20 protein-coding genes are annotated in these 24,234 nt (G+C 69.3%); 14 read left to right on the top strand and 6 right to left on the bottom strand.

Annotated elements, in window-relative coordinates:
• Positions 1 to 21: 21 nt before the first annotated feature.
• Together AZOLI_RS19800 and AZOLI_RS19795 are read right to left on the bottom strand one after the other, a co-directional pair.
• The gene (locus tag AZOLI_RS19800; RefSeq protein ID WP_014188909.1) at positions 22 to 966 is read right to left on the bottom strand and encodes a response regulator transcription factor; all 945 of its coding nucleotides are present in this window, start codon (positions 964 to 966) and stop codon (positions 22 to 24) included.
• Complete coding sequence (locus tag AZOLI_RS19795; protein ID WP_044552199.1) at positions 963 to 4,418, bottom strand: hybrid sensor histidine kinase/response regulator; 3,456 nt, start codon at positions 4,416 to 4,418, stop codon at positions 963 to 965. Before AZOLI_RS19795 ends, AZOLI_RS19800 begins: the two co-directional genes overlap by 4 nt.
• A 203-nt stretch (positions 4,419 to 4,621) precedes the next feature.
• Between AZOLI_RS19795 and AZOLI_RS19790 the strand changes: the two genes are divergently transcribed.
• Both AZOLI_RS19790 and AZOLI_RS19785 read left to right on the top strand, forming a co-directional pair.
• Positions 4,622 to 4,996, top strand: coding sequence for a DUF1636 domain-containing protein (locus AZOLI_RS19790; RefSeq protein WP_014188907.1), 375 nt, complete (start codon positions 4,622 to 4,624; stop codon positions 4,994 to 4,996).
• A gap of 128 nt (positions 4,997 to 5,124) precedes the next feature.
• A complete protein-coding gene (locus AZOLI_RS19785) occupies positions 5,125 to 5,382 on the top strand; it encodes a hypothetical protein (RefSeq protein WP_014188906.1) in 258 nt (85 codons plus the stop codon).
• A 175-nt stretch (positions 5,383 to 5,557) separates the two neighbouring features.
• Here AZOLI_RS19785 and AZOLI_RS19780 read toward each other — a convergent pair whose 3' ends face one another.
• The 3 genes from AZOLI_RS19780 to AZOLI_RS19770 all read right to left on the bottom strand — a co-directional run bounded on the left by AZOLI_RS19780 (position 5,558) and on the right by AZOLI_RS19770 (position 8,211).
• On the bottom strand, positions 5,558 to 6,862 hold the full coding sequence (locus AZOLI_RS19780; RefSeq protein WP_014188905.1) for a hemolysin family protein: 1,305 nt from the start codon (positions 6,860 to 6,862) through the stop codon (positions 5,558 to 5,560).
• A gap of 25 nt (positions 6,863 to 6,887) precedes the next feature.
• On the bottom strand, positions 6,888 to 7,514 hold the full coding sequence (locus tag AZOLI_RS19775; RefSeq protein WP_014188904.1) for an exopolysaccharide biosynthesis protein: 627 nt from the start codon (positions 7,512 to 7,514) through the stop codon (positions 6,888 to 6,890).
• Between the two features lie 262 nt (positions 7,515 to 7,776).
• The gene (locus AZOLI_RS19770; protein ID WP_014188903.1) at positions 7,777 to 8,211 is read right to left on the bottom strand and encodes a response regulator; all 435 of its coding nucleotides are present in this window, start codon (positions 8,209 to 8,211) and stop codon (positions 7,777 to 7,779) included.
• Positions 8,212 to 8,412: 201 nt separating this feature from the next.
• On the opposite strand from AZOLI_RS19770, the gene AZOLI_RS19765 reads away from it, so the two are divergent.
• Complete coding sequence (locus AZOLI_RS19765; protein WP_014188902.1) at positions 8,413 to 10,572, top strand: ATP-binding protein; 2,160 nt, start codon at positions 8,413 to 8,415, stop codon at positions 10,570 to 10,572.
• Positions 10,573 to 10,628: 56 nt separating this feature from the next.
• Positions 10,629 to 11,237, top strand: coding sequence for a transcriptional regulator (locus AZOLI_RS19760; RefSeq protein WP_014188901.1), 609 nt, complete (start codon positions 10,629 to 10,631; stop codon positions 11,235 to 11,237).
• 46 nt (positions 11,238 to 11,283) lie between these two features.
• Here the strand turns inward: AZOLI_RS19760 and AZOLI_RS19755 are convergent, their stop codons facing one another.
• Positions 11,284 to 11,784, bottom strand: coding sequence for a helix-turn-helix domain-containing protein (locus AZOLI_RS19755; RefSeq protein ID WP_014188900.1), 501 nt, complete (start codon positions 11,782 to 11,784; stop codon positions 11,284 to 11,286).
• A 607-nt stretch (positions 11,785 to 12,391) separates the two neighbouring features.
• On the opposite strand from AZOLI_RS19755, the gene fliF reads away from it, so the two are divergent.
• Genes fliF through AZOLI_RS19705 form a run of 10 tightly spaced genes read left to right on the top strand, consistent with a single transcriptional unit; the run spans position 12,392 to position 24,231 of the window.
• Positions 12,392 to 14,053: a flagellar basal-body MS-ring/collar protein FliF gene (gene fliF, locus AZOLI_RS19750; protein ID WP_014188899.1), complete on the top strand. Its 1,662-nt coding sequence runs from the start codon at positions 12,392 to 12,394 to the stop codon at positions 14,051 to 14,053.
• 50 nt (positions 14,054 to 14,103) lie between these two features.
• Positions 14,104 to 14,877 (top strand): FliH/SctL family protein, encoded by a 774-nt coding sequence (locus AZOLI_RS19745; RefSeq protein ID WP_014188898.1) that lies wholly within the window; start codon positions 14,104 to 14,106, stop codon positions 14,875 to 14,877.
• A 34-nt stretch (positions 14,878 to 14,911) separates the two neighbouring features.
• A complete protein-coding gene (fliN, locus tag AZOLI_RS19740; RefSeq protein WP_014188897.1) occupies positions 14,912 to 15,229 on the top strand; it encodes a flagellar motor switch protein FliN in 318 nt (105 codons plus the stop codon).
• A complete protein-coding gene (locus AZOLI_RS19735; protein WP_014188896.1) occupies positions 15,229 to 16,125 on the top strand; it encodes a motility protein A in 897 nt (298 codons plus the stop codon). Before fliN ends, AZOLI_RS19735 begins: the two co-directional genes overlap by 1 nt.
• A 4-nt stretch (positions 16,126 to 16,129) precedes the next feature.
• Entirely contained in the window at positions 16,130 to 17,698 is a 1,569-nt protein-coding gene (locus AZOLI_RS19730) for a sigma-54-dependent transcriptional regulator (RefSeq protein ID WP_014188895.1), read from the top strand.
• A 40-nt stretch (positions 17,699 to 17,738) separates the two neighbouring features.
• Positions 17,739 to 19,919, top strand: a complete 2,181-nt coding sequence (gene flhA / locus AZOLI_RS19725; RefSeq protein ID WP_014188894.1) for a flagellar biosynthesis protein FlhA — start codon at positions 17,739 to 17,741, stop codon at positions 19,917 to 19,919.
• 46 nt (positions 19,920 to 19,965) lie between these two features.
• A complete protein-coding gene (locus AZOLI_RS19720) occupies positions 19,966 to 21,231 on the top strand; it encodes a GTPase (protein WP_014188893.1) in 1,266 nt (421 codons plus the stop codon).
• Positions 21,228 to 22,025: a MinD/ParA family protein gene (locus AZOLI_RS19715; protein ID WP_014188892.1), complete on the top strand. Its 798-nt coding sequence runs from the start codon at positions 21,228 to 21,230 to the stop codon at positions 22,023 to 22,025. Before AZOLI_RS19720 ends, AZOLI_RS19715 begins: the two co-directional genes overlap by 4 nt.
• A gap of 8 nt (positions 22,026 to 22,033) precedes the next feature.
• Complete coding sequence (locus tag AZOLI_RS19710; RefSeq protein ID WP_014188891.1) at positions 22,034 to 23,881, top strand: hypothetical protein; 1,848 nt, start codon at positions 22,034 to 22,036, stop codon at positions 23,879 to 23,881.
• Positions 23,878 to 24,231, top strand: a complete 354-nt coding sequence (locus tag AZOLI_RS19705) for a hypothetical protein (RefSeq protein ID WP_014188890.1) — start codon at positions 23,878 to 23,880, stop codon at positions 24,229 to 24,231. Before AZOLI_RS19710 ends, AZOLI_RS19705 begins: the two co-directional genes overlap by 4 nt.
• Positions 24,232 to 24,234: the final 3 nt, after the last annotated feature.

The raw sequence follows: 24,234 nt of genomic DNA, 5'->3' as shown, positions 1-24,234 counted from the left end.
GAGCAGAGGGCCTGCCTCCGCTCACCCCCGTGCCGCCAGGGTGCGGATCGCCAGCGCCGCGGCGGAGGCTCGGTTCTCCACGCCCAGCTTGGCGAAAACCTGTTCCAGATGCTTGTTAACCGTGCGCGGGCTGATGCCCAGGATCTCGCCGATATCCCGGTTGGGCTTGCCGTTGGCGATCCACAGCAGGACCTCCGCCTCGCGCACGGTCAGGCCCAGCGCGTCGCGCAGGATCGCCTCCTGCCGGCCGGCGGCCGGTTCGCTGAGGCGGAACAGGTATTCGTCAGGGTTGGCCGGGCTGAGATAGGTGAATTCCAGCCGGCGCACCCCCTCGCCGTCCGGCAGGTCGAGCGTGAAGCTCTCCGCCGCGGCGCCGGGGCTGGTGGCCTGCCGCAGACGGACCAGACCGGCCGCCAGCGTGGCCGCCAAATTGGGGGCCAATTCCGGCCGCACGCCGTCCGCCCCCGGCAGCAGCCCGCCCAGCAGCCGTTCCGCCTGGGGGGTGCACCACAGCAGCCTTCCCTCCCCGTCCGTCGCCAGCAGGAAACGGCCGGTGGCGTCCAGCGCCGCGCGGGCGCCGTAGGCGACGCGGGCGTTGGTCAGGTGGACGCGGATGCGGGCGATCAGCTCGTCCACCACGATGGGCTTGGTGACGTAATCGACGCCGCCGGCCTCCAGTCCCTTCACCACATGCTCGGTGTCGCTGAGGCCGGTCATGAAGATCACGGGCAGGTGCGACAAATGGGGAATCTGCTTCAGCCGCCGGCAGGTCTCGAAACCGTCCAGCCCCGGCATGACGGCATCCATCAGGATCAGGTCCGGCGTGATCTGGCCGACCAGATCCAACGCGCTTTCGCCGTCGACAGCAACCAGCACGGTCAGGTCGGCCTGTTCGATGGCCTCCGTCAGGAATCCCAGCGTGTCGGGGGTGTCGTCCACCACCAGGATCATGTCGCGGCGCTTCATCCTGTCACGGCCCCGTCCACTGCCTCTCCCTTCGGTCCCTTGCCGTCGCCTTCCGCGGCCTCTTCCACCGCACGCATATAGCCCTTCAGGTCGAAGGCGCGCACCAGTGTCCGCAGCCGTTCGACGAAGGGCGCGGCGGCCGCGTCCTCCGCCTCGATCTCGCGCAGCTTGGCCTCGATCCCGCGAATGTACCCGATCCGGCCCAGCTGGCGCAGGTCGTCGAGATGACGCAGCGCCGAGTCCGGCGGCCGGGCGGGGGTCGCGGCGACCACCGGGACCGCAGCGGGAGCCTTGACCGCCACCGGCACAGGCGCAAGCGGTTCCGGCGGCTTTTCCGCGGCATGGATCCATTCCAGCCCGGTCAGCGCCTGGACCCGATCCAGCAGGGCGTGGATCTCGATGGGCTTGGCGACGAAGGCGTCGTGCGGGGCGCGGCCATCGCCCGGACCCTGCACCTCGTAGGCGTTGGCGGACACCATGACGATGCGGATGCGGTCGCCGAACTGCCGGCGCAGTTCCTCCGCCACGTCCCAACCGCTCTCCCCCGGCATGGAGATGTCGAGCATGGCGAGGTCCGGCTTGCACTGCGCCGCCAGCTCCAGGCAGGACGCGGCGTCCGACGCGGTGAACAGCACGAAGCCGAGAGGGCGCAGGATGTCGGTCATCAGCGCCAGATGGTCGCGGTCGTCGTCGGCCAACAGGATGGTGATCTGCGGCCCGGCATAGCCGGTGATTGAGCGCCGCTCCGCCTGCTCGCCCGGCCGGTGCATCGCCTCCGACAGCAACAGGCGGACGGTGAAGACGCTGCCCTGCCCCAGGGTGCTGCGCACGGCGATGTCGCCGCCCATGATCCGGGTCAGCACCCGCGTGATGGTGAGGCCGAGGCCGGTGCCGGCCACCGCCCGCACCGCTGCCCCCCGCCCGCGCTCGAAGGGCTCGAACACGCGGTCGAGGTCCTCCTCCCGAATGCCGATGCCGCTGTCGGCGATCTCGAATTCGGCGATCTGGCTGCGGTAGCGCACGCTGAGGGCGACATGGCCGCTCTCGGTGTATTTCACCGCATTCGACAGCAGGTTGATCAGGATCTGGCGCAGAATCTTGCTGTCGGTGTGGACCCAGGCCGGCAGGTGCGGCACGCAGGCGTAGCGAAACTCCAGCCCCTTGGCGGTTGCCTGGATGCGGAACATGTCGGCCAACTGGTCGAGGAAGTCGATCAGCTGCACCTTGTCGCGGCTGAGCCGGCGCAGGCCCGATTCGATCTTGGAGATGTCCAGCAGACCGTCGATCAGGTTCGACAGATGCTCCGCACTGCGGCGGATGACGCGGACGGCGTCCTGCGGACGCTGGGTGCTGTTGCTTTCCAGAAGCTGGGCATAGCCGGAGATGGCGTTGAGCGGTGCGCGGATTTCGTGGCTGACGCCGATGATGTAGCGGCTCTTGGCGGCATTGGCGGCCTCCGCCACCTCCTTGGCCTTCTGCAGGGCGGCGTCGGTGCGTTCGTGGGCGGCGATCTCGTCCATCAGCATGGCGGTCTGGCGGGCGGTCTCCTCCTCCGCCTTGCGGCGGCTTTCATGGGCCAGCACCAGCAGCCAGGCGGCGACGCCGGACAGGATGAACAGGCAGACGAAGACAGCGGACAGCGCGGTGTGGATCGCCGCCCGCTCCGCCGCGTCGGCATTGGCATACTGGAAATCGATGACGATCAGCACCCCGCCCAGCACCAGCGAGAACAGCGTCATCACCCCGATGAAATGGCCGGTGCGGGTGTGGACCCCGGCGGCCATGCGCTTGGGCAGGACCCGTTGCAGGCTGTGGGCGATCTGGTCGGCGAAGCGGCTGTCGGTCTTGCACAAATCGTGGCAGCGCGCCTCCAGCGTGCAGCAGAGCGAGCAGATCGGCGCGTCGTAGGCCGGGCAGAAGGCCATGTCCGGCCGTTCGAAATGATTCTCGCAGATCGAACAGCGGATGGTCGCGGCATCGCCGGGCAGCTTGTCCGACTTGCGGGCGATGTAGTAGCGGCCCTTGGTTTTCCAGGCGATCAGCGGCGCGGCGGCGAAGGCGACCACCAGCCCGATGAAGGGGGCCAGCGCCTGGGCAACCGGCCCCAGCAGCCCGAAGAAGGCGGTGGTGGAGCACAGCACCGACAGGCCCATCGCCCCGGTGCCGACCGGGTTGATGTCGTAGAGATGGGCGCGCTTGAACTCGATCCCCGGCGGGCTGAACCGGAGAGGCTTGTTGATGGCGAGATCGGCGGCGACCGCCCCCAGCCAGCCCACCGCGACGTTGGCGTAGAGGCCGAGGATACTCTCGATCACGCCGAGGATGCCGATCTCCATCAGCAGCAGCGCCAGCAGCACGTTGAACACCAGCCAGACGACGCGGCCGGGGTGGCTGCGGGTCAGGCGGGAGAAGAAGTTCGACCAGGCGATGGAGCCGGCATAGGCGTTGGTGACGTTGATCTTCATCTGGCAGACCACGACGAAGATGCCGGTCAGCGCCAGCGCCACGGCGGGCGAGCCGAACACGTCGAGGAAGGCCATGTGATACATGCTGTTGGGCTGCACCGCGTCCGCCGCCGGCATGCCGTGCTTCAGCGCCAGGAAGGCCAGCAGCGAGCCCGCCGCCAGCTTCAGGCTGCCGATCAGCACCCAGCCCGGCCCGCCGGCCAGCATCGCCGCCCACCAGCGCAATTTGCCGATGCGGGCCTGGGAGGGCAGGAAGCGCAGATAGTCCACCTGCTCGCCGATCTGCGGCAACAGCGACAGCAGCACCGACGCCGCCATGCCGAAGGGCAGCAGCGACAGCCCGCCGTCGGGCGCATAGACACCCGGCAGCGAGGTCCATTGCGCCAGGGTTTCGCGGTCGAGCAGGAAGAAATAGGCCAGCGGCACGCATTGCAGCAGGATCCACACCGGCTGCGTCGCCCATTGCATGCGGCTGATGAAGCGGATGCCGTAGATGGCGATGGGGATCACCGCCAGCGAACTGATGACATGGGCGAGCGAGGCCGGAATGCCCAGCACCATGGTCAGCCCGGCCGACATGATGCTGGCCTCGATGGAGAACAGGATGAAGGTGAAGGAGGCGTAGACCAGCGAGGTGATGGTGGAGCCGAGATAGCCGAAGCCGGCACCGCGGGCCAGCAGGTCGATGTCCACCCCGGCCTTGGCGGCATGGTAGGTGATGGGCAGCCCGACCAGGATGCTGAGCACCGCCACCGCCAGGATGGCGGCCATGGCGTTCTCGAAGCCGTAGGTCAGCGTCACCGCCGCGCCGATCGCCTCGCAGGCCAGGAAGGAGATGGCGCCGAGCGCGGTGTTGGCGACGCGCCAGGCGGTCCAGCGCCGCGCCCGCTCCGCCGTGTAGCGGAGCGCATAGTCCTCCATGGTCTGATCGGCGGCGAGCTGGTTGTACTGCCGGCGTTCACGGACAATCCGTTGCCTCGCGCTCATGCCCGTCCGCCGTTTCCGTCCCTGAAGTCCGCCCGACCGCATCGTCGAGAGTTTGGCGGTGGTTGGCAAGCGTCTCCCTCTCCTGCCCGCGAACGGGGCATCAGCGGAGCGCCCGGACATTGACGGGGCGGAGGTTGGAATCTAGCTCTGCGGGTGCGCGATCCCCCCTCCCAATGCCCTGCCATTGTTTCGAAAGCGGAATCATGACCGTCGAGCTTGTCGTCTGCGAAACCTGCCGCCGTCCGGAAGACCCGCCGGAGGCCGTCCGTCCGGGGGCGGAGCTGGTGGCGCTGATGGAGCGGATGCTGGCCGACGCCCCCGATCTGGCGGCGCAGGTGCGGCTGCGGCCGATGCGCTGCCTGATGAGCTGCAAGCGCCCTTGCGCCGTCGCGGTGCGCTCGGCCCGGCGGATGAGCTATGTGCTGGGCGACTTCGCGCCGGACGAGGCGACGGCGGAAACGCTGACCGCCTATCTGCGCGCCTATGCGGCGACCACGGACGGAATCGTTCCGTTCAAGCAATGGCCCCAGGGGATCAAAGGTCGTTTCGTTTCCCGCCTGCCGCCGCTGGAGGAGTGACGGCGAGCGGACGGCACTTAGGTGCTTTCCACTACTTCCGAAGGACGTGTTTGACAGACAAAGGCCGCGCCCCAATTATTGTTAGTCATACAAACCGATCTCCCCCCGCGAGCAAGGAGGAGCGCCCGATGAAGGTCGACCCCGAGGTCCTGAGCTGCGCCACCGGCCTGCTGCACATGGCGCGCGAGGCGGAACGTTCAAACGGCTGGGAGGCCGGCGACCTGCTGCGGACCACGCTCCGTCTGCTGGTGGTGGCCGGCGCCGACGGGCATGGCTGGAGCGCGGACGACCTGACCGAAGAGGTCCGCGATCTGGTGCAGGCGGTGCGGATGACGAACGGGGACGAGGGAGTGCGGGTCTGCGGCGGGGGGATGGTGGTGCATTGAGGGGGTTTGGGCCTTTGCCCTTTCAAGGCTTATCGCCCCCTCCCTAACCCTCCCCCTCTTCGAGGGAGAGGGGACTGCCGCCGCTCCTTTGCGAAACTTCACCAAGCGTCCTACCCCCTCTCCCGCGAAGCGGGGGAGGGATGGGGAGGGGGCAATAGCATTACAGGGCCCCACCTCACCCCTCTGAAATCTCCGGGTTCAGCTGGATCAGCACCTTGTCGATGCGGCGGCCATCCATGTCGACGACCTCGAAACGGATGCCGTTCCAGAACAGATGCTCCGCCGCGGTCGGAATGTGGCCGAAATGATCGAGGAGGAAACCGGCGATGGTGTGGAAATCGCCCTCCCCCTTCATGTTCTTGACGCCGACCAGCGCCTCGACCTCCTCCACCGGGGTCATGCCGTCGACCAGCCAGCTGCCGTCCTCGCGCTGGATGGCGGCGGCCTCGCCCTCGTGGGTGCTGTCGGGCAGTTCGCCGGCGATGGCCTCCAGGATGTCGGTCATGGTGACCAGACCCTCGACGCTGCCATATTCGTCCACCACGATCGCCATATGGACGCTGGCCTGCTTGAACAGGTCGAGAAGGCGGAAGACCGGCGTGCCGTCATGGACCACCAGCGGCTGGACCATCGCCGCCTTGAGGTCGAAGGCGATGCCGTTCAGCGACTGGTCGAGCAGGGCCTTGGCGGCCACCACGCCCTGCAACTCGTCCACGTCGCCGCGGCAGACCGGGAAGCGGGAATAGCCGCTATCGCAGATCTCACGGCCGACCGTTTCCGGCGTGTCGTCGATGTCCAGCCAGATCAGGTCGGGGCGCGGGGTCATGATCGACCGCACCGTCCGGTCGGACAGGTGCATCACGCCCTCGATCATCTGGCGTTCGGCCGGCTCGAAGACGCCGCTCTGGGTGCCTTCGGCGATCAGGGTCTTGACCTCCTCCTCCGTCACCGTCTGCTCGCGCGAGGTCGGCAGGCGCAGAAGCTTCAGCACCGCGTCGCTCGACACGCCCAGCAGCCAGACCACCGGGGCGGACAGGCGCGCGATCGTCCGCATCGGCGCGGCCACCAGGGCGGCGATCCGCTCCGCCGAGATCAGCGCCACGCGCTTGGGCACCAGTTCGCCGATGATCAGCGAGAAATAGGTGATGGCGGCGACCACCAGCGCGAAGGCGACGGTGTGGCCGTAGGGGGCGATCCATTCGACCTGCTCGTCGAGGACGCCGCCCAGCCGCTCCGCCAGGGTGGAGCCGCCATAGGCACCGGCGATGATGCCGGTCAGGCTGATGCCGACCTGCACGGTCGACAGGAAGCGGCTCGGATCCTCCGACAGATCCAGCGCCGCGCGGGCGCCGGCGCCGCCTTTTTCCTCGGCCATCTGCTGAAGCCGGCCGCGGCGCGCCGACACCAGCGCCATCTCCGACATCGCGAAGAAGGCGTTGATGAGGATCAGCAGGACGATGACCAACAATTCCCAAATCATGGCGGTATGCCCAAAGGGCGCTCCCTCAACCGATCAATTGTTGCGCCACGGCGACCGCCGCCTGCCCGAGACCGAGCAGGACGGCGACGATGATGGCGATGGACAGAAGGCCGGCGATGAGGCCGGCCGACACGAAAGCACCGTCGGATTCCATCAGCCCCAGCGCGATCAGCGCGATGGCGAAGGCGGGGGGCTGGTTTCCGAAGACGATGGGAAGGGACAGGATGCCGGCCAGCACCATCACCGCCAGCCCCAGGAAGCGCTCGGCGGTGGGGCCGGCCAGCACCGGCAGGCGGGGGCGCAGGCGCCGCTCCAGCCGGTCGGCCCAGGGTTTGGCCCGGCGGATCACGCCCAGGAAGGCCTTGCGGTCGAAGGTGGCCGCCAGCATGCGGCGCGGCAGCCAGGGGCCGTGCCGGCCCACTGCCATCTGGGCGCCGATCAGGATCATCGGCACGCCGGTGGCGGTCGACAGGCCGGGCACCGGCAGGACATTGGGGATGGACAGGATCAGCAGCAGCGCGCCGAAGGCGCGGTCGCCCAGCGCATCCATCACCTCGCCCAGCGATATGCGGTCGACGGAGGCGGAGCCGGAAGAGGAGTGGGAGGCGCGACCGGAGGGAGCCTCGTCACCACGGACCAGGAAGTCGTCCAACAGGTCGGAAACGCGCGCACAAGCCCTGTCCGCACCGGGGGGACGGGCGTCGTTCGACCTGGGGGACGACCCGGGAGGTCGGTCTTTGCTCACGGCTCTCCCCGATGCCGGAAACGGGATCGGAGCGGACCGGGCGAAGGATGGCAGGAACCCATGGACCTTTCGCGTCACGGCGGCATCGATCTTCCTTCTACAGGAAGGGCGGCCAAAGCGCCAGCACGGGGTGACCCGCACAAAGGATCGGTCCGGCCCGACGAACGGCCTATTGCTTCTTCTGGATGGCAAAGCTCAGCCGCTTGGTCAGGTCGGCCTTCGACACCGGCTTCACCAGATAGCCGGAGATGCCGTAGGCGATGGCGCGCTTCACCATCTCCGCCTCGCGATGGCCGGTGAGGACCAGGACCGGCAGGTCGGCAAGCGGGTTGCCGGTGGCCGTGCGCAGCGCGTGCAGAAGATCCAGCCCGCCCATGCGCGGCATCTCCAGGTCGCAGATCACCGCATCAACGTCCCCGCCGTTCTTGCGCAGGATGTCGAGCGCCTGGATGCCGTCCGCCGCCTCGAACACCGCACGCACCTTGATGTCGTGCAGCAGGCGCGAGATCAGCTTTCGGGTAAAATCGTCGTCCTCAACCAGCAGCACCCCCAGATCGTGGATCGTCCGGATCCGACGCGTGCCGCTGCCTGCCTCCACCACCATGACGTTCTCCGCTTGGCCTGTTTGCCTCCGGCGCTCGGCCGGCCACCATTCCTCACAGTTTTTGTAATGCACCGTTGCGCAGTCGTTAACAAAATTGCGTTAAACGGCCCCGGCGAAGCAAATCCTGCCGGTGAGGAATGGCAATCGGCTGCGCGACACCTTATCCTTGCAACCCGCCCCCGGAGAAGGACCGCCCACCCCGTGACCGCACCGCCCGCCGTCCCCACCCCGCCCTTCGGCGCCTCGCCCGATGCGGCGATGCTCGCCGCCGTGGTCGAGGCCAGCGGCGCCGGGATCGTGGTGCACGACGCGACGCGCCCAGGCCAGCCGATCGTCTATTGCAACCGCGCCTTCCTGGAGATCGTCGGCTACCGGGCGGAAGAGGCGATCGGCCGGGACGCCTCGTTCCTGCAGGGGCCGGACACCGATCCGGAGACCGCCGCGACGATCCGCTCCGCCATGGCGGAGGCGCGCCCGCTGTCGGTGGAGGTCCTGAACTACCGCAAGGACGGCAGCGCCTTCTGGAATGCACTGACCCTGCGCCCGGTGCCGGAGCCGAAGGACGGGGAAGGGAAAGGGGAAGGGTCCGGCGGCCGGCCGCGCTGGATCACCGCGTCCTGCGTCGACGTCACCCGCAGCCGCCGGTCGGAACAGGAGCTGCGCGCCGCCGAGGAGCAGCTGACCCAGCTGGCGGCGGAGACCTTCGCCCTGGCCGAGAAGCTGGACGGCGCGCGGGAGGAGGCGGAAGCCGCCCAGATGGCGGCGGAAAATGCCAGCCGCGCCAAGTCGCGCTTCCTGGCGATGATGAGCCACGAACTGCGCACGCCGATGACCGCGGTGATCGGCATGGGCGACCTTCTGATGGGAACCGGCCTGTCGGACCAGCAGAAATCCTTCGTGCGGACCCTGCGGTCTTCGGCGGACACGCTGATGACCATCCTGAACGACGTGCTCGACTTCTCCAAGATCGAGGCCGGACAGCTGATGCTGGAGGAGATCGACTTCTCCCTGCCCCGGCTGGTCGACGACGTGGTGCAGCTGTTCCTGGTGCGCGCGGCGGCGAAGGGGCTGGCCCTGTCCGCCTCCATCGCCGACGACACGCCGCGCCACATCCGCGGCGACCCGACACGGCTGCGGCAGGTGCTGTTCAACCTGGTGTCCAACGCCATCAAGTTCACCGAACGCGGCGCCATCGAGATCGCGGTATGGTCGCCCGATCCGCCCGTGACGCCCTCCGCCGGCCGGGCCGGGGAGGGCGGCGCAACCGCGCCGGTCACGCTGCGGTTCGAGGTGCAGGACAGCGGGATCGGCATGACGGCGGAGCAGCGCGGGCGGCTGTTCGACGCCTTCGTCCAGGCCGACGCCTCGACCAGCCGCAAATATGGCGGCACCGGGCTGGGTCTGGCGATCTGCAAACGGCTGGTGGAGGCGATGGGCGGCGAGATCACCGTCGCCAGCGCGCCCGGACGCGGTTCCACCTTCCGCTTCTCGATCAGGACGCGCATGGCGGAAGCCCAGCCGGTCGGCGATCTCGGCACCCGCGGCCTGCTGCCCACGCAGGCGGAGGAGCCGCAGCAGAGCCCCGTCGCCCTCAGGCTTCTGCTGGCCGAGGACAACGACATCAACCGTATGCTGATCATCGCCATGATGACCCGGATCGGCCACCGCATCGACGCGGTCAATGACGGGCGGGCGGTTCTGGACGCGATCAAGGCGACCGATTACGACGTGCTGATTCTCGACATGGAGATGCCGGTGCTGGACGGGCGGTCGACGGCACGGGCGATCCGGCGGATGGATGGCGCGGTGGCGCGCATCCCCATCGTCGGCCTGTCCGCCGATGCCCTGCCGGAACATCGCGACGGCCACATGGCCGCCGGCCTCGACGCCTACCTGACCAAACCAATCGACTGGGAGCAGTTGAACGCCGTGCTGGTGGATCTGGCGACCCGGCCGGAGGATGGGCGCGTGGTGCCGATCCCCAGCCGTCCGGCTCTGGAGGGCGGCCACTTCATGGCCTTTCCGCTGCTCGACCGGGTGAAGCTGGCGGAGCTGCGGCTGGCGCTGGGCGGCGAGGCGCTGGACGGCATGCTCCAGCTCCTGCCGGAAACGGCGCTGCGCGAACTGACGGCCATCCGCTCCGCACTGCAGGACGGACGCCCGAAGGAGCTGAGGCAGGCCGCCCACACCCTGGCCGGGCTGGCTGCCAATTTCGGCGCGCCGCGCATGGCCGCCATCGCCCGCGCCATCAACGACAACCCGGGCGACACCGACAAGGTCGCCGCCCTGCTTCCCCTGCTGGAGACCACCGTCAGCGCCACCAGCACCCTGGTCCGCGAGCCCGCGGGCAGTAACGATTGAGGGGCGTACGGACGCGCGGTTGAGCGGCCGGCGGCCGATCTGCTAGAGATCCGGACATGAAGAAAGCCACGCCGAAACGGCGCAGCGGGTCGCCCCGCATCACCCATCCGGACCAGTTCGATCTGCTGGACGTGCCCGAGCCGACCGCGGTCATGATCACCTATTCGGGCCGCACGGTGGACCTGGAGCGGCCGGACTTCGGTCCGTTCGACATCGAGGACATCGCCCGCCCGCTGGCCTACCAGTGCCGCTTCGTCGGCAACACGCAAGCCTTCTTCAGCGTGGCCCAGCACTGTGTCCTGGCCAGCCGGCTGGCGCCGGAGGGCTATGCCTACGACGCGCTGATGCATGATTGCGAGGAGGCCTTCACCGGAGACTGGCCGACGCCGTGGAAGGTGCGGATCGGCCGCGACGCCATCCGGCAGGCGGTGGAGCCGATCAAGAGCGCGCTCGCCCTGCGCTTCGGCTTCCGCCATCCGGAGCCCAAGGCGGTAAAGCTGGCCGACCAGCGGGCGCTGGCGACGGAACTGCGCGACCTCTGCGCGCCGCACCGCGTCAACTGGCGCGACCTGCCGGCGCCGGACGAAACCCCCATCGTACCGCTCGGCCCGGAAGAGGCGCTGGCCGACTTCCTCGCGCATTACCGGCGCCTGCGGCCGGCCTGAAGCCACAGACCCCGGAATCCTGTGGCCCCGAGGCCGGCAAGCGGGTTCAGGCGTGGCCGCCCTGCTCCGCCCGGCGGGTACGGCCGCGCTTGGCGGCCGGCTCCGCGCCCGCCTCGCCCCCCTCTGTCCGCTGCTCGGCACAGCGCTCCGCCAGTTCGCGGATGGCGGCGCGGATCTGCGGGTCACGGATGCTCTGGAAATAGCGGGCCAGCATCAGCGCCTCGCGCGACTGCAGGGTGTTCTCCTGCTCCTCCCCGCCGGCCGCCGGCATCTCGCCGCCTTCGCCCGCCGGCTGGCGGTTCTCCAGCCCTTCGAAGAAGACGGAGACGGGGACGCGGAAGAACTGGCCCAGCTTGAACAGGCGGCTGGAGGACACGCGGTTGAAGCCACGCTCGTACTTCTGCAACTGCTGGAAGGTCAGCCCGAGGGCCGAGGCGACGTCGCTCTGGCTGAGGCCGGCCAGCATGCGCAGCTCCCGAAGGCGCTGGCCAACGAACACATCGACCTCGTTCAGGCCTTCCTTCTTTTCGCGGCCACGCCGTTTCATGGCTCTTCCCCTTCGATCCTGTACAGGTCCCGACCGCCGACCATGTCGACACTCAACCGGGACACCGGTTGGCCCTTCGAACCGGAAGACGTCGCAGGCGGCGTCGATGCTGGAAAGACGTCGGCAGGCAGGACGAATCGGCCGGTTGCGGGCATGGAATGCAACTCAACTATGACCGGCACTTGCCGATGTCAACCGCCGCTCGGCCGAATACCTCTTTTGGACAGTCAGCCATTCGCGGGAATCGTATGGCACAACATGTCAGCACACTCTTTTCGTGCAGGGAATGGTATCGCCCTACCCATGGTCGCAGCGGCCGTCCGGCAACGCTTGGGCCGGTGATTCCATGCGGCGCAATTCCAATGCGGCATCGTGACCCAGGGTTGCCGAACGATACCGTCGCAGGGCTGCAACATTTGCGGGGCACTAGGCATATTTTGCCGGGCGCCCGGCAAAAACTGCCGCCGATTAACCCTCTCTTCATCAAGACGCCGCAGCATGCCTCAACGTAGGCAAGCCCGGCGCGGAACTTGCAAAAACCGTTTTGCATCAGCGAAGCGGCCGATGCCAAGAGAGTGCCGGGGAGACTTCCGATCGGGGACCGCGCGTGAACAACCTGCTGCAGACCTTGCGCAATCTCGGGCCCGCCCGCCTCGCGGCGATCGGCGGCGTCGGGCTGTTGCTGATCGGATTCTTCGTCTACCTGACGACCCGCCTGTCCACGCCGGAGATGGAGCTGCTCTACGCCGAACTCCAGCAGACGGAAGCCGCGGCGATCGCCAAGAAGCTGGAGGAGGCGAAGGTCCCCTTCACCGTCGACAAGACGGGCACCAAGATCATGGTCCCGGCCGATCAGGTCGGGCCGATGCGCATGCGCATGGCGGCGCAGGGGCTGCCGTCCGGCGGCTCGGTGGGTTACGAGCTGTTCGACAAGGGCGAAGGCTTCGGCGCCACCAGCTTCATGCAGAACATCAACCACCTGCGCGCGCTGGAAGGCGAGATGGCGCGCACGGTGCAGACGCTGAACGGCGTCCAGCAGGCCCGCGTCCATCTGGTGCTGCCCAAGCGCGAGCTGTTCGCCCGCCAGCAGAACCCGGCCACCGCCAGCGTCTTCCTGAAGCTGCGCCCGGGCGCCCAACTGAGCCGCGAGAACATCCAGGCGATCCAGCAGCTGATCGCCGCCTCGGTCCCCAACCTCGACCCCAACCGCATCTCCATCGTCGACGACAAGGGCAAGCTGCTCGCCCGCGGCACCGGCAGCGACACCGCCGAGGCGATGATGGCGAGCGCCGAGGAGAAGAAGCAGGCCTATGAGGGCCGGCTGGCCCGCACCATCGAGGATCTGCTGGGCCGCACGCTCGGCTACGGCAAGGTCCGGGCGGAGGTGTCGGCCGACCTCGACTTCGACCGCATCACGACGCAGTCGGAAATCTTCGATCCGGAAAGCCAGGTCGTCCGCTCCACCCAGACGGTGACCGAATCGAACGAGAGCAGCGACCGCGACCCTCTGGCCCCGGTCACGGTGGACCAGAATCTGCCCACATCCCAGGCCAGCAGCAGCGCCAGCCCGCTGTCGTCGAACAAGTCGAACCGCAACGAAGAAACGATCAACTACGAGATCACCAAGACCACCAAGTCGCATGTGCGCGAGGCCGGCACCGTCCGCCGCCTGTCGGTCGCCGTGCTGGTGGACGGCACCTACCAGAACTCCAAGGACGCTCCGCCGGCCTACCAGCCCCGCAGCGAGCAGGAGATCGAGAGCATCAAGGCGCTGGTGCGGTCCGCCGTGGGGCTGGACGCCGTGCGCGGCGACTCGCTGGAGGTGATCAACATGCGCTTCTGGTCGCCCGAGGACGACATCCAGAAGCCGGAAGAGCTGTTCTTGGGCATGACCAAGGACGACCTGTTCCGCATCGCGGAGATGGTGGTCCTGGGCATCGTCGCCGTCCTGATCATCCTGCTGGTCATCCGCCCCCTGATTTCCCGCGCCTTCGAGAAGGCCGAGATGCAGGAGGAGGACGAGATGGACCGCCTGCTGACCGATCAGGCCGGCATGCCGGCCGCGCTCGCCGCCCCCACCGGCGCGCTGGCCCAGGATCTGGCGCTGGAAGCGGCGCAGGCCGACGAGGAGCTGGAACAGATGATCGACATCAACCGGGTGGAAGGCCGCGTCCGCGCGTCGTCCCTGCGCAAGGTCGGCGAGATCGTCGACAAGCATCCGGAAGAAGCGGTCTCCATCCTGCGCAACTGGCTGTACCAGGAGAGCTGAGCCATGCCGGCCTCCGTTGACATACCGTCTTTCGAGGGAGGGCCGCGGCGATGAGCGTGCGCAAATTCCTCTTCGACGAATCCTTCGACGTGGATGCCGTGCCCCGCATGACCCATGTGGAGGACGACGACCTGCTGCCGGAGGACGAGTTTGCCCCGCCACCGGAGCCGGAGGAGCCGCCGCCACCGCCCGCGCCGACCTTCGGCGAGGAGGAACTGGCCGCCGCCCGCGCCCAGGGCTACGCGGAGGGTCTGGCCGCCGGCAAGTCGGAAGGCACGGCCGCCGGATACGGCAAGGGCTTCACCGACGGCATGGCCTCCGGGCAGAACACCGGCTACGAGCGCGGCAAGGCCGAGGTCGAGGCGACGGTGAACAACCGCATCGCCAACGCGCTCGCCCAGATCGCCGACGGGGTGTCCCGCCTGCTGGCGGAGCGCGAGGCGGGCAACGCCGCCCGCACGGAACAGCCGGTCCATCTGGCGCTGGCCATCGTCCGCAAGCTGTTGCCCGAATGGGCACGGCGCGGCGGGATGGCCGAGGTGGAGGCGATGGTCCGCACCTGCCTGACCGACCTGATCGACGAGCCGCGGCTGGTCATCCGGGTGGCGGAGGACACGATGGGACTGGTGCGCGACCATCTGGACGAGGCGGTCGGGTCGCGCGGCTTCGGCGCCAAGCTGATGGTGGTCGGCGATCCGTCGATCGCGCCCGGCGGCTGCCGCATCGAATGGGCCGAAGGCGGCATGGAGCGGGACACCGCCCAGCTGCTTGCCGAGATCGAGCGCCGTGCCGCGCACATGCTGGAGGCTCCGGCCCCCGTCTAAGGGGTGACCGGATTGAAGGAGGTCCGAGACCGACATGCCGAGCGACAATTTCTCGCTGAACGACCTGCACGGTGGCGATGGCGACGATTATGCCAGCCCCGGAATCGCCAAGGATCTGGAGGCGGTATACGACATCCCCGTCCAGATCTCCGCGGTGCTGGGCAAGTCGACCATGCAGGTGGCGCAGCTGCTGAAGCTGGGCCGCGGCGCCGTGGTGGAGCTGGACCGCAAGGTCGGCGAAGCCATCGACATCTACGTCAACAACCGCCTGGTCGCCCGCGGCGAGGTGGTGGCGGTGGAGGACCGGCTGGGCGTGACCATGACGGAAATCATCAAGTCGGACCGGGGCTGATGGCGATTTCGTCCGAAAACGCCGCATCCCGCGCCAAGGCGGCCCAGCCGCAGCCGGCGGCGCCCGCCGCCGCGCCGGGTCGGGGCGTGCGGCTGCGCGGCGGGCTGGACGTGGCGACCCTGGTCGGGCTTGCCGCAGCCGGCGCGGTGATCCTGCTGGCGATCACCACCGGCGGCTCGGCGCGCGCCTTCCTCGACCCGCCGTCGCTGCTGATCGTGCTGGGAGGGACGCTGGCGGTCACCACCGCCTCCTTCTCGCTGGGCGACGTGGCGGTGGCGTGGCGGAGCGCCGCTGCGGTTCTGGTCCACCAGACGCTGGACCCCAAGGGCGTGGCCCGGCAGGTGATCCTGCTGGCCGAAGCCGCCCGGCGGGCCGGACCGGAGACTCTGCGCAACGTCCTGCCGGAACTGCGCGGCGAGCCCTTCCTGCACCGCAGCGTCACCCTGATCACCGAAGGCCATCCGCCCGACACCATCGAGCAGATGCTGACCGGCGAGGTCGAGGCGACCGCGGGCGCCCTGGGCAAGAGCGCCGGTGTCCTGCGCCGCGCGTCGGAAGTGGCGCCGGCCATGGGGCTGATCGGCACGCTGGTCGGCCTCGTGCAGATGCTGGGCAGCCTGAGCGACCCGTCGGCCATCGGGCCGGCGATGGCGCTGGCCTTGCTGACGACCTTCTACGGGGCCGTGCTCGGCAACGTCGTCCTCTCCCCGCTCGCCGCCAAGGTGGAGCGGTCGGCGGAGGAGGACGCGCTGGTCAAGACCCTCTTTACCATCGGCGCCGTATCCATCGCGCGCCAGGAGAATCCGCGGCGTCTGGAGATGCTCCTGAACGCCGTCCTGCCGCCTGGAAAGCGGATCCAGTATTTCGACCGGGAAGCCCCGAGAGTGGGAGCGTAAGGCTATGCGTCTGCTGATCGTTGGAACGTTGGAAGGCTACATCACCGCCGCCGGCAAGATCGCCATGAAGCGGGGGGCCAAGGTGTCGCACACCGACAGCATCGAAGGGGCGCTGACCGCCTTGCGTGCCGCCGCCGGTGCCGATCTGGTGATGATCGACGTCAAGCTGGACATCGCGACCTTCATCGACAGCCTGAAGTCGGAGCGGATCACCATCCCGGTGGTCGCCTGCGGCATCGGCACCGATGCGGCCGCCGCCGTGCGGGCCATCCGCGCCGGCGCCAAGGAATATCTGCCGCTGCCGCCGAATGCCGAGCTGATCGCCGCGGTGCTGGAGGCGGTGGCTGAGGAAAGCCATTCCATCGTCTGCAGCGACCCGGCCATGCTGGCGACCCTGCGGCTGGCCGAGCAGGTGGCGCCCAGCGACGCCTCGGTGATGATCACCGGCGAGAGCGGCACCGGCAAGGAGCTGATGGCCCGCTTCATCCACCGCAAGAGCCGGCGGGCCAACGAGCCCTTCGTCGCGGTGAACTGCGCCGCCATCCCGGAAAACCTGCTGGAATCGGAGCTGTTCGGACACGAGAAGGGCGCCTTCACCGGCGCGGTGGCCCGGCGTCTCGGCAAGTTCGAGGAGGCCAACAACGGCACCCTTCTGCTGGACGAGCTGTCGGAGATGCATCCGCGCCTGCAGGCCAAGCTGCTGCGCGCCATCCAGGAGAAGGAGATCGACCGCATCGGCTCCAGCCAGCCGGTGAAGGTCAATGTCCGCCTGATCGCCACCTCCAACCGCAATCTGGAGGCGGAGGTCCGCTCCGGCAATTTCCGCGAGGATCTGTATTTCCGCCTGAACGTGTTCAGCGTGGCGATCCCGTCTCTGCGCGAACGCCCGGCCGACATCCCAATGATCGCCGAGCATTTCCTGAAGAAATACGCGGAGGCCAACGGGCTGGGCGACAAGCGCCTGACCGAGGACGCCCTCCTGATGCTGAAGACCCATCACTGGCGCGGCAACGTGCGCGAGCTGGAAAACACCATGCATCGCGCCGTCCTGCTGTCGCGCGGTGAGGAGGTGGGGCCGGAAGCCATCATGCTGACCAGCAAGATGCTGGCGCCGGAAGGCAGCGCCCAGGCCTCCATCCCCGCCGACTCGCCGGTCGCCAACCCGTTCGCCGGCCCCGGCGGCACGGTGCCCGTTGCGCAGCCGCATGCGCCCCAGCCGCCGCAGCCGGCCGTCCCGCTGGTCGTGCCGCCGCCGGGCGCCCTGCCGACCAGCTACGGCCCGCCCAAGGGCGGCAAGGCCGGTCCCTACGGCATGGCCGCCAACAGCGGTGCCGCCGCCGCGGCCAATGCCGGTGGGACCGGTGCCGGTCTGGCGGCGCTGATCGGCCGCACGGTGGCCGACGTGGAGCGCGACCTGATCCTGGAGACGCTGACCCACTGCCTGGGCAACCGCACCCATGCCGCCAACATCCTGGGCATCTCGATCCGCACGCTGCGAAACAAGCTGAAGCAGTACGGCGACGAGGGCCGCAGCGTGCCCGCTCCGGGCAACGAAGAACGGGCGACGGCCTGACGGCCGGTCCGGGACCGGGCCCTGAGCGGCGGGAGCATCCATGGCGCTGACGGAACAGAATGGCGGGGGTGGGGGCGGCGGCGGGGGCGGCGGTCCCGGCAACATGGCCGCCTTCGGCGAGATGTGGGCGGTCGCCAAATCGTCGCTGAAGCGCGGCGACGTGGCGATGGCCATCGGCATCCTGATCGTCGTGGTCGGGCTGATCATGCCGCTGCCCAGCGTCATGCTCGACATGATGCTGGGGCTGAACATCACCGTCTCCATCCTGATCCTGATGGTGGTGCTGTTCATCGAGAAGCCGCTGGAGCTGTCCTCCTACCCGACGATCCTGCTGATCACCACGCTGCTGCGCCTGTCCTTGAACATGGCCTCCACGCGCCTGATCCTGACGCAGGGGCATGAGGGCACCTCGGCCGCCGGCCATGTCATCGAGGCCTTCGCCAACCTCGTCATGGGCGGCGATTTCGTCATCGGCGTGATCATCTACGCCATCCTGACCATCGTGAACTTCAAGGTCATCACCGCCGGCTCGGGCCGCATCGCCGAGGTGGCGGCGCGCTTCACCCTCGACGCCATGCCCGGCAAGCAGATGGCCATCGACGCCGACCTGTCAGCCGGCATGATCGACGAAACCACCGCGCGGGCGCGGCGCAAGGAGCTTGAGGACGAAAGCGCCTTCTTCGGCTCGATGGACGGTGCGTCGAAGTTCGTGAAGGGCGACGCGGTCGCCGGCCTGATGATCATGTTCATCAACATCATCGGCGGCGTGACCATCGCGGTCCTGCGCCACGACATGCCGGTGATGCAGGCGCTGGACACCTTCACCAAGCTGACCATCGGCGACGGCCTCGTCTCCCAGATCCCGGCACTGGTCATCTCGATCTCCGCCGGCTTCCTGGTGTCGAAGGCCGGCATGGGCGGCTCCACCGACAAGGCCGTGGTGGGGCAGCTGACCGGCCACAGCCAGGCGCTGGCCCTGTCGGCCGGCGCCATCGGCGTGCTGGCCCTGCTGCCGGGCATGCCGATCCTGACGCTGGCCCCGGTCATCGGGATCGTGGGTGCCGCCGCCTGGTACATGCCGCGCCTGCGCGCGAAGAAGGAGGCGGAGGAGGCCGCCGCGGCGGAGGAGGCCGCGGCGGGCGCCGGGCCGGGCGGCATGCCCGGAGCCGGACCGGCACCGGACGAGCCGATCTCCACCGCGCTCGCCATCGACCTGATCCGGCTGGAGCTGGGCTATGGCCTGCTGTCGCTGATCAACCAGCCGCAGGCGGGGAGCCACCGGCTGACCGACCAGATCAAGGGCCTGCGCCGGCAGATCGCCGGCGAAGTCGGCTTCGTCATGCCCGCCGTGCGCATCCAGGACAACCTGCAGCTTCCGCCCAACACCTACATCATCCGCGTGAAGGAGATCGAGGCCGGACGCGGCGACATCCGGCCCAACATGCTGCTGGTGATGGACCCGCGCGGCGACGCCATGAGCCTGCCCGGCGAACAGACGGTGGAGCCGACCTTCGGCCTGCCCGCCATCTGGATCGAGCCCGGCTATCGCGAGGAGGCGCTGTTCAAGGGCTACACCGTGGTCGACCCGTCGACCGTCGTCACCACCCATCTGACCGAGCTGATCAAGGACAACATGCAGGAGCTGCTGTCCTTCACCGAGACGCAGAAGCTGCTGGACGAGACCGACAAGGAACACCAGAAGCTGATCGCCGATGTGGTGCCGAATCAGATCACTGTGGGCGGATTGCAACGGGTGTTGCAGAATCTCCTTGCCGAACGCGTCTCGATCCGGGATCTTCCCACGATATTGGAAGGGGTATCCGAAGCGACCAGCCAGACCCGCAGCATCACCCAGATCACCGAGCATGTGCGGTCCCGCCTTGCCCGGCAGATCTGCGACGCGAACACGAACGAGATGGGCTTCATCCCGCTCGTCACCCTGTCGCCCGAATGGGAGCAGGCGTTCGCCGAGTCCCTGGTGGGCGACGGCGACGACCGGCAGCTGACGATGGCCCCGTCCCGCCTGCAGCAGTTCATCACCTCCGTCCGCCAAACCTTCGAGCGACATGCCATGATGGGCGAGAGCCCCGTTCTGTTGACCAGCCCGCTGATCCGGCCGTTCGTCCGCTCCATCGTGGAGCGGTTCCGGCCGGCGACCGTGGTCATGTCCCAGAACGAGATCCACCCGAAGGCCCGCATCAAGACCCTGGGGCAGATCTGATGATGCGCGCCGTTCTCCCCCCCTTGCCTGACGGAAGGCACCGCCGATGCGGCTGAAGTCCTTCCACGCCAAGACCATGTCCGACGCCATGCGGATGGTGCGCCAGTCGCTGGGCGACGACGCCATCATCGTCGCGACGCGCGAGGAGGAAGGCGGCGGCGTGCGCGTCACGGCGGCGGTGGAAGAGGACGACCTGCCGGCCACCCCCGTTTCCGGCACTGCGCGCGGCGGCCGGGCCAAGGCCCCGCCGAAGCCGGTCGAACCCGAGATCGACGTGGGCGAGGTGGTGGCCGACGCCCTGCAGCGCCACGGCGTTCCCGCCACCCTGGCCGAACAGCTGATCGATGCCGCGTCGGGCCTCGACACCGAGGATCCGCGGCTGGCGCTGGGCTCGGCGCTCGATTCCTATTTCACCTTCAATCCGCTGCCGGACGGGCGCAACCCGGTGAAACCGCTGGCGCTGGTCGGCCCGCCGGGATCGGGCAAGACGCTGGTCGCGGCCAAGCTGGCGGCCCGCGCCGTCTTCAGGCAATGCTCGGTCGGCGTCATCACCACCGACACGGTGCGGGCCGGCGGCGTCGACCAGCTGGCCGCCTTCACCCGGCTGATGAAGCTGAAGCTGGCGACGGTGGAGGATCCCGACGCGCTGGCCGGCGCTTTCGAGGTGCACCGCCGCACCGACCTCGTGCTGGTGGACACCGCCGGGCGCAACCCTTTCGACGCCGAGGACATGCAGGATCTCCGCTCCCTGCTCGGCGCCGGGGAGGTGGAGCCGGTGCTGGTGCTGCCCGCCGGGCTGGACGCGCTGGAGGCCGCCGACATGGCGCTGGCCTTCAAGGCGGTGGGCGTGCGGCGGATGCTGGTCACCCGGCTGGACATGACCCGCCGGCTGGGCAGCCTGCTGGCGATCGCCGCCCGCGCCCGGCTGTCCTTCTGCGACGCCAGCGTATCGTCCAAGGTGGCGGAGGGGTTGACCGCCCTGAACCCGCTGGCGCTCGCCCGCCTGATGATCCCGGCCGAGGAGAAGGCGCCCGCCGCCAAGGAGTCGGCACCGCGCCGCACCGCCCGCACCGCGGACTGGGACGAGGAAGACGACGGGCAGCCGGATCATGAGCCGGACCATACGCCCATGCGCAAGCCGACCTTCGGGCGGGGCTATGAGCCGGAGGACGACGAGCCGGAGATCGAGCCGGCGCCGCCACCCCCGCCGCCACGCAGGTCCACCGCCGCAAAGCCAACGAAACCCGCAACCGCAAAATCCGCAACCAAGGCAAAAGCCTCCAGTTCCCCCTCGTCGAGGACCCTGCCATGACCGATCCGGTGTTCCCGGCCGCCCTCAAGAACGTTCGCCCGCTGCGCGGCGCCAACGTCATCGCCGTGGCCAGCGGGAAGGGCGGCGTCGGCAAGACGTGGTTCTCCATCACGCTCAGCCACGCCCTGACCAAGGCGGGAATGAACACCCTGCTGTTCGACGGCGACCTCGGCCTCGCCAACGTCGATATCCAGCTGGGCTTTTCGCCCAAGAACGATCTGGGCGCCGTCATCAACGGCGAAGTGACGCTGGCCAAGGCGGCGCAGCACTTCCCCGACACCGGGTTCGACATCATCGCCGGCCGGTCGGGCTCGGGCACGCTGGCGCAGTTGCCCAGCCAGCGCCTGTCGGGCCTGCGCAACGACCTGCTGGAACTGGCCAGGAGCTATGACCGGGTGGTGATGGACATGGGCGCCGGCGTCGACCGCACGGTGCGCACCCTGTCGGGGCCGGCCGGCACCACGCTGGTGGTGACGACGGACGAGCCGACCTCGCTGACCGACGCCTATGCCTTCATCAAGCTGACCCATGCCACCAACCCGTCGGCCGACCTGCGGATCGTGGTGAACATGGCGCAGAGCGTGAAGGACGGCGAACGCACCTACGGCACCATCCTGAAGGCCTGCCAGAACTTCCTGAAATACAAGCCGGCGCTGGCGGGCATCATCCGCCGCGACCTGAAGGTGCGCGACGCCATCCGCAACCAGACCCCGCTGCTGACCCGCTCGCCCGCCTGCGACGCGGCGCGCGACGTCGAGGCGATCGTGCAGCGGCTGCTGGCCGGCTCCAAGTAGCGGAACCGATGGGCGGGGCGCTCCCACCATCGGTCACGCCCGCTGCCGCCACCGCCGTGGCGGCCCCCGCCACGCCCGCCCCCGTCACGGCCGAGGCCACGGTCGTCCGGCTGCCCGAGCGGCTGCCGGAGGTGACCCGCCCGGTGGTGCTGACCGGCACCGTCGCCGGCCAGACGCCGGAAGGTCTGACCCGCGTGCGCACGGCGGCGGGCGAACTGCTGCTCGACAGCAAGGCGGAACTGCCGCCCGACAAGCCGGTCACCGTCCAGATCACGCCCGGCGCCGGCACATCGACGCCCAGCACAGCGGCGACGGTCCCGGCCAAGCCCACCGCGCTGATCCTGCTGCAGGCGCTGGGCACCCCGGCCGGAACGGCGGCGGGCGGGACGGCCGCAGCCACGCCGTCGGGCAGCCCGGCACCCGGAAATGCCGCGACCCCCGCCGTCCTGCTGCCCACCCCCGCCCCGACAACGACGCCCGCGCTGCCACCGCTGCTGCCCGGCACGGTGGTGCCGGCGCTGGTGATCGCCGGCGGATCGGGCGCCAAGCCAACTCCGGCCGCACCGTCCGGCGGCGCCGCGCCCCAACCGCCAGCCCCCTCCCCAGCCGGCACCAACCCGGCCGGGCCTGCCAAGCCCGAGGCCGGGGCACCCGCCACGTCGGCACCCGCCGGGCCGTCAATGCCGGCGCCGCCGATGGCCGGTGGCAGCGCAACCTTCGGCACACCGGTCCAGCTGGGCGGCGATGCGGCACATCCCGGCGCGGGATCTCCGGCGACACCGGAACAGCCGTCCGGCACAACCGCCGGCACCCCCGCCGAGCCGCCCGACCTGCCGCGCGGCGCCACGGTGGCGTTGAAGATCCTGACCGTCACCCCGCCTCCGCAACAGCCGCGCCCGCCCGGCGACCCCGAAGCCGGCGGACGGGGCGGCCAGGGCGGAAGCCAGACCGGCAGCCAGCCGCCGCTCCCGGAAGGCACGGACCCCGCAGTCCCGCCTGACACCCCCGTCCTGCGCGGCACGGTCGCCGGCAGCACGCCGCAGGGTCAGCCGATCCTGGCGACCAGGCAGGGCATGCTGGCCCTCAACGTGTCGGCCAGCCTGCCGCCGGGGGCCAAGGTCACCGCGGCGCTCACCGACCTCGCCCTGGCGACCCAGGCGGCGGCCCCCACCCTGCCCGGCCCGCCGGGTCCGCTCGGCGAGCGCGACTGGCCGGCGATGCGGCAGCTGATGGCAACGCTGGCGGCGTCGGACCCGGCGCTGGCGAAGTCGATGCTGGCGACCATGCCGCAGCCGAACCGCAAGCTGACCGCGGCGCTGGGCTTCTTCCTGGCGGCGATGCGCGGCGGCGATGCCCGCGGCTGGCTCGGCGACGATGCCTCATCCGCGCTCGACAAGGCCGGGCGGCGCGACCTGCTGGACCGGCTGGAGAAGGATTTCGAAGGGCTGCGCCGCGAGGCCGCGGAACCGCTGCCGGGCGACTGGCGCAGCTACACCATCCCGCTGATGGATTCGAGCGGCCCGAAGCCGATCAAGCTGCATGTCCATCCCCTGAAGGAGGACGAGGAGGGCGAGGGCAAACCGCGCGGCAAGCCCGGAAGCCGGTTCCTCATCGACTTGGACCTCAGCCGCTTCGGGCCGATGCAGCTGGACGGGCTGGTGCGGCCGAACCATTTCGACCTGATCCTGCGCAGCCACGCCGCCCTGCCGCCGGAGCTGCGGGTGGAATTGATCCAGGTCTTCGCCGACAGCGTGCGGGCGGTGGGCTACAGCGGCGGGCTGTCCTTCCAGTCGGGCGCCCGCAGTTGGGTGAAGCTGACCCGCGCCGGGCAGGCCGGGCTCGGAGTTTCGGCATGAGGCGAGAGCGCCTGACCACCCGCCCCTCCCCCGACGCCCGCCACGATTATCTGGTGGAGCTGCACGGCGAGCCGATGGCCGGCACGCGCCTGACCCTGCGTCTGGTGCCCGACCGGCTGGTGGCGGACCCGGCCTCCGTCGCCGCCTATCTGGCGGAGTTCGCCGGCTTCGCGGACGGGCTGGAGGCGCTGGCGCTCGCCATTTTGGACGACCTCAACAACGAGCTGGTGCCGCGCTGGGTCGAGGTGGTGCTGGAACGCGACACCCCCCTGCCCCACCGCGTGGCGATCGAGGACCGGCAGCCGAATTGGGACAATCCGCAGCTGATGGGGCGGCTGCAACGGATTTGAGGG

The organism is Azospirillum lipoferum 4B (assembly GCF_000283655.1).
Classification (GTDB): domain Bacteria; phylum Pseudomonadota; class Alphaproteobacteria; order Azospirillales; family Azospirillaceae; genus Azospirillum; species Azospirillum lipoferum_C.
This window is presented reverse-complemented; position numbering and strand designations above follow the sequence as displayed.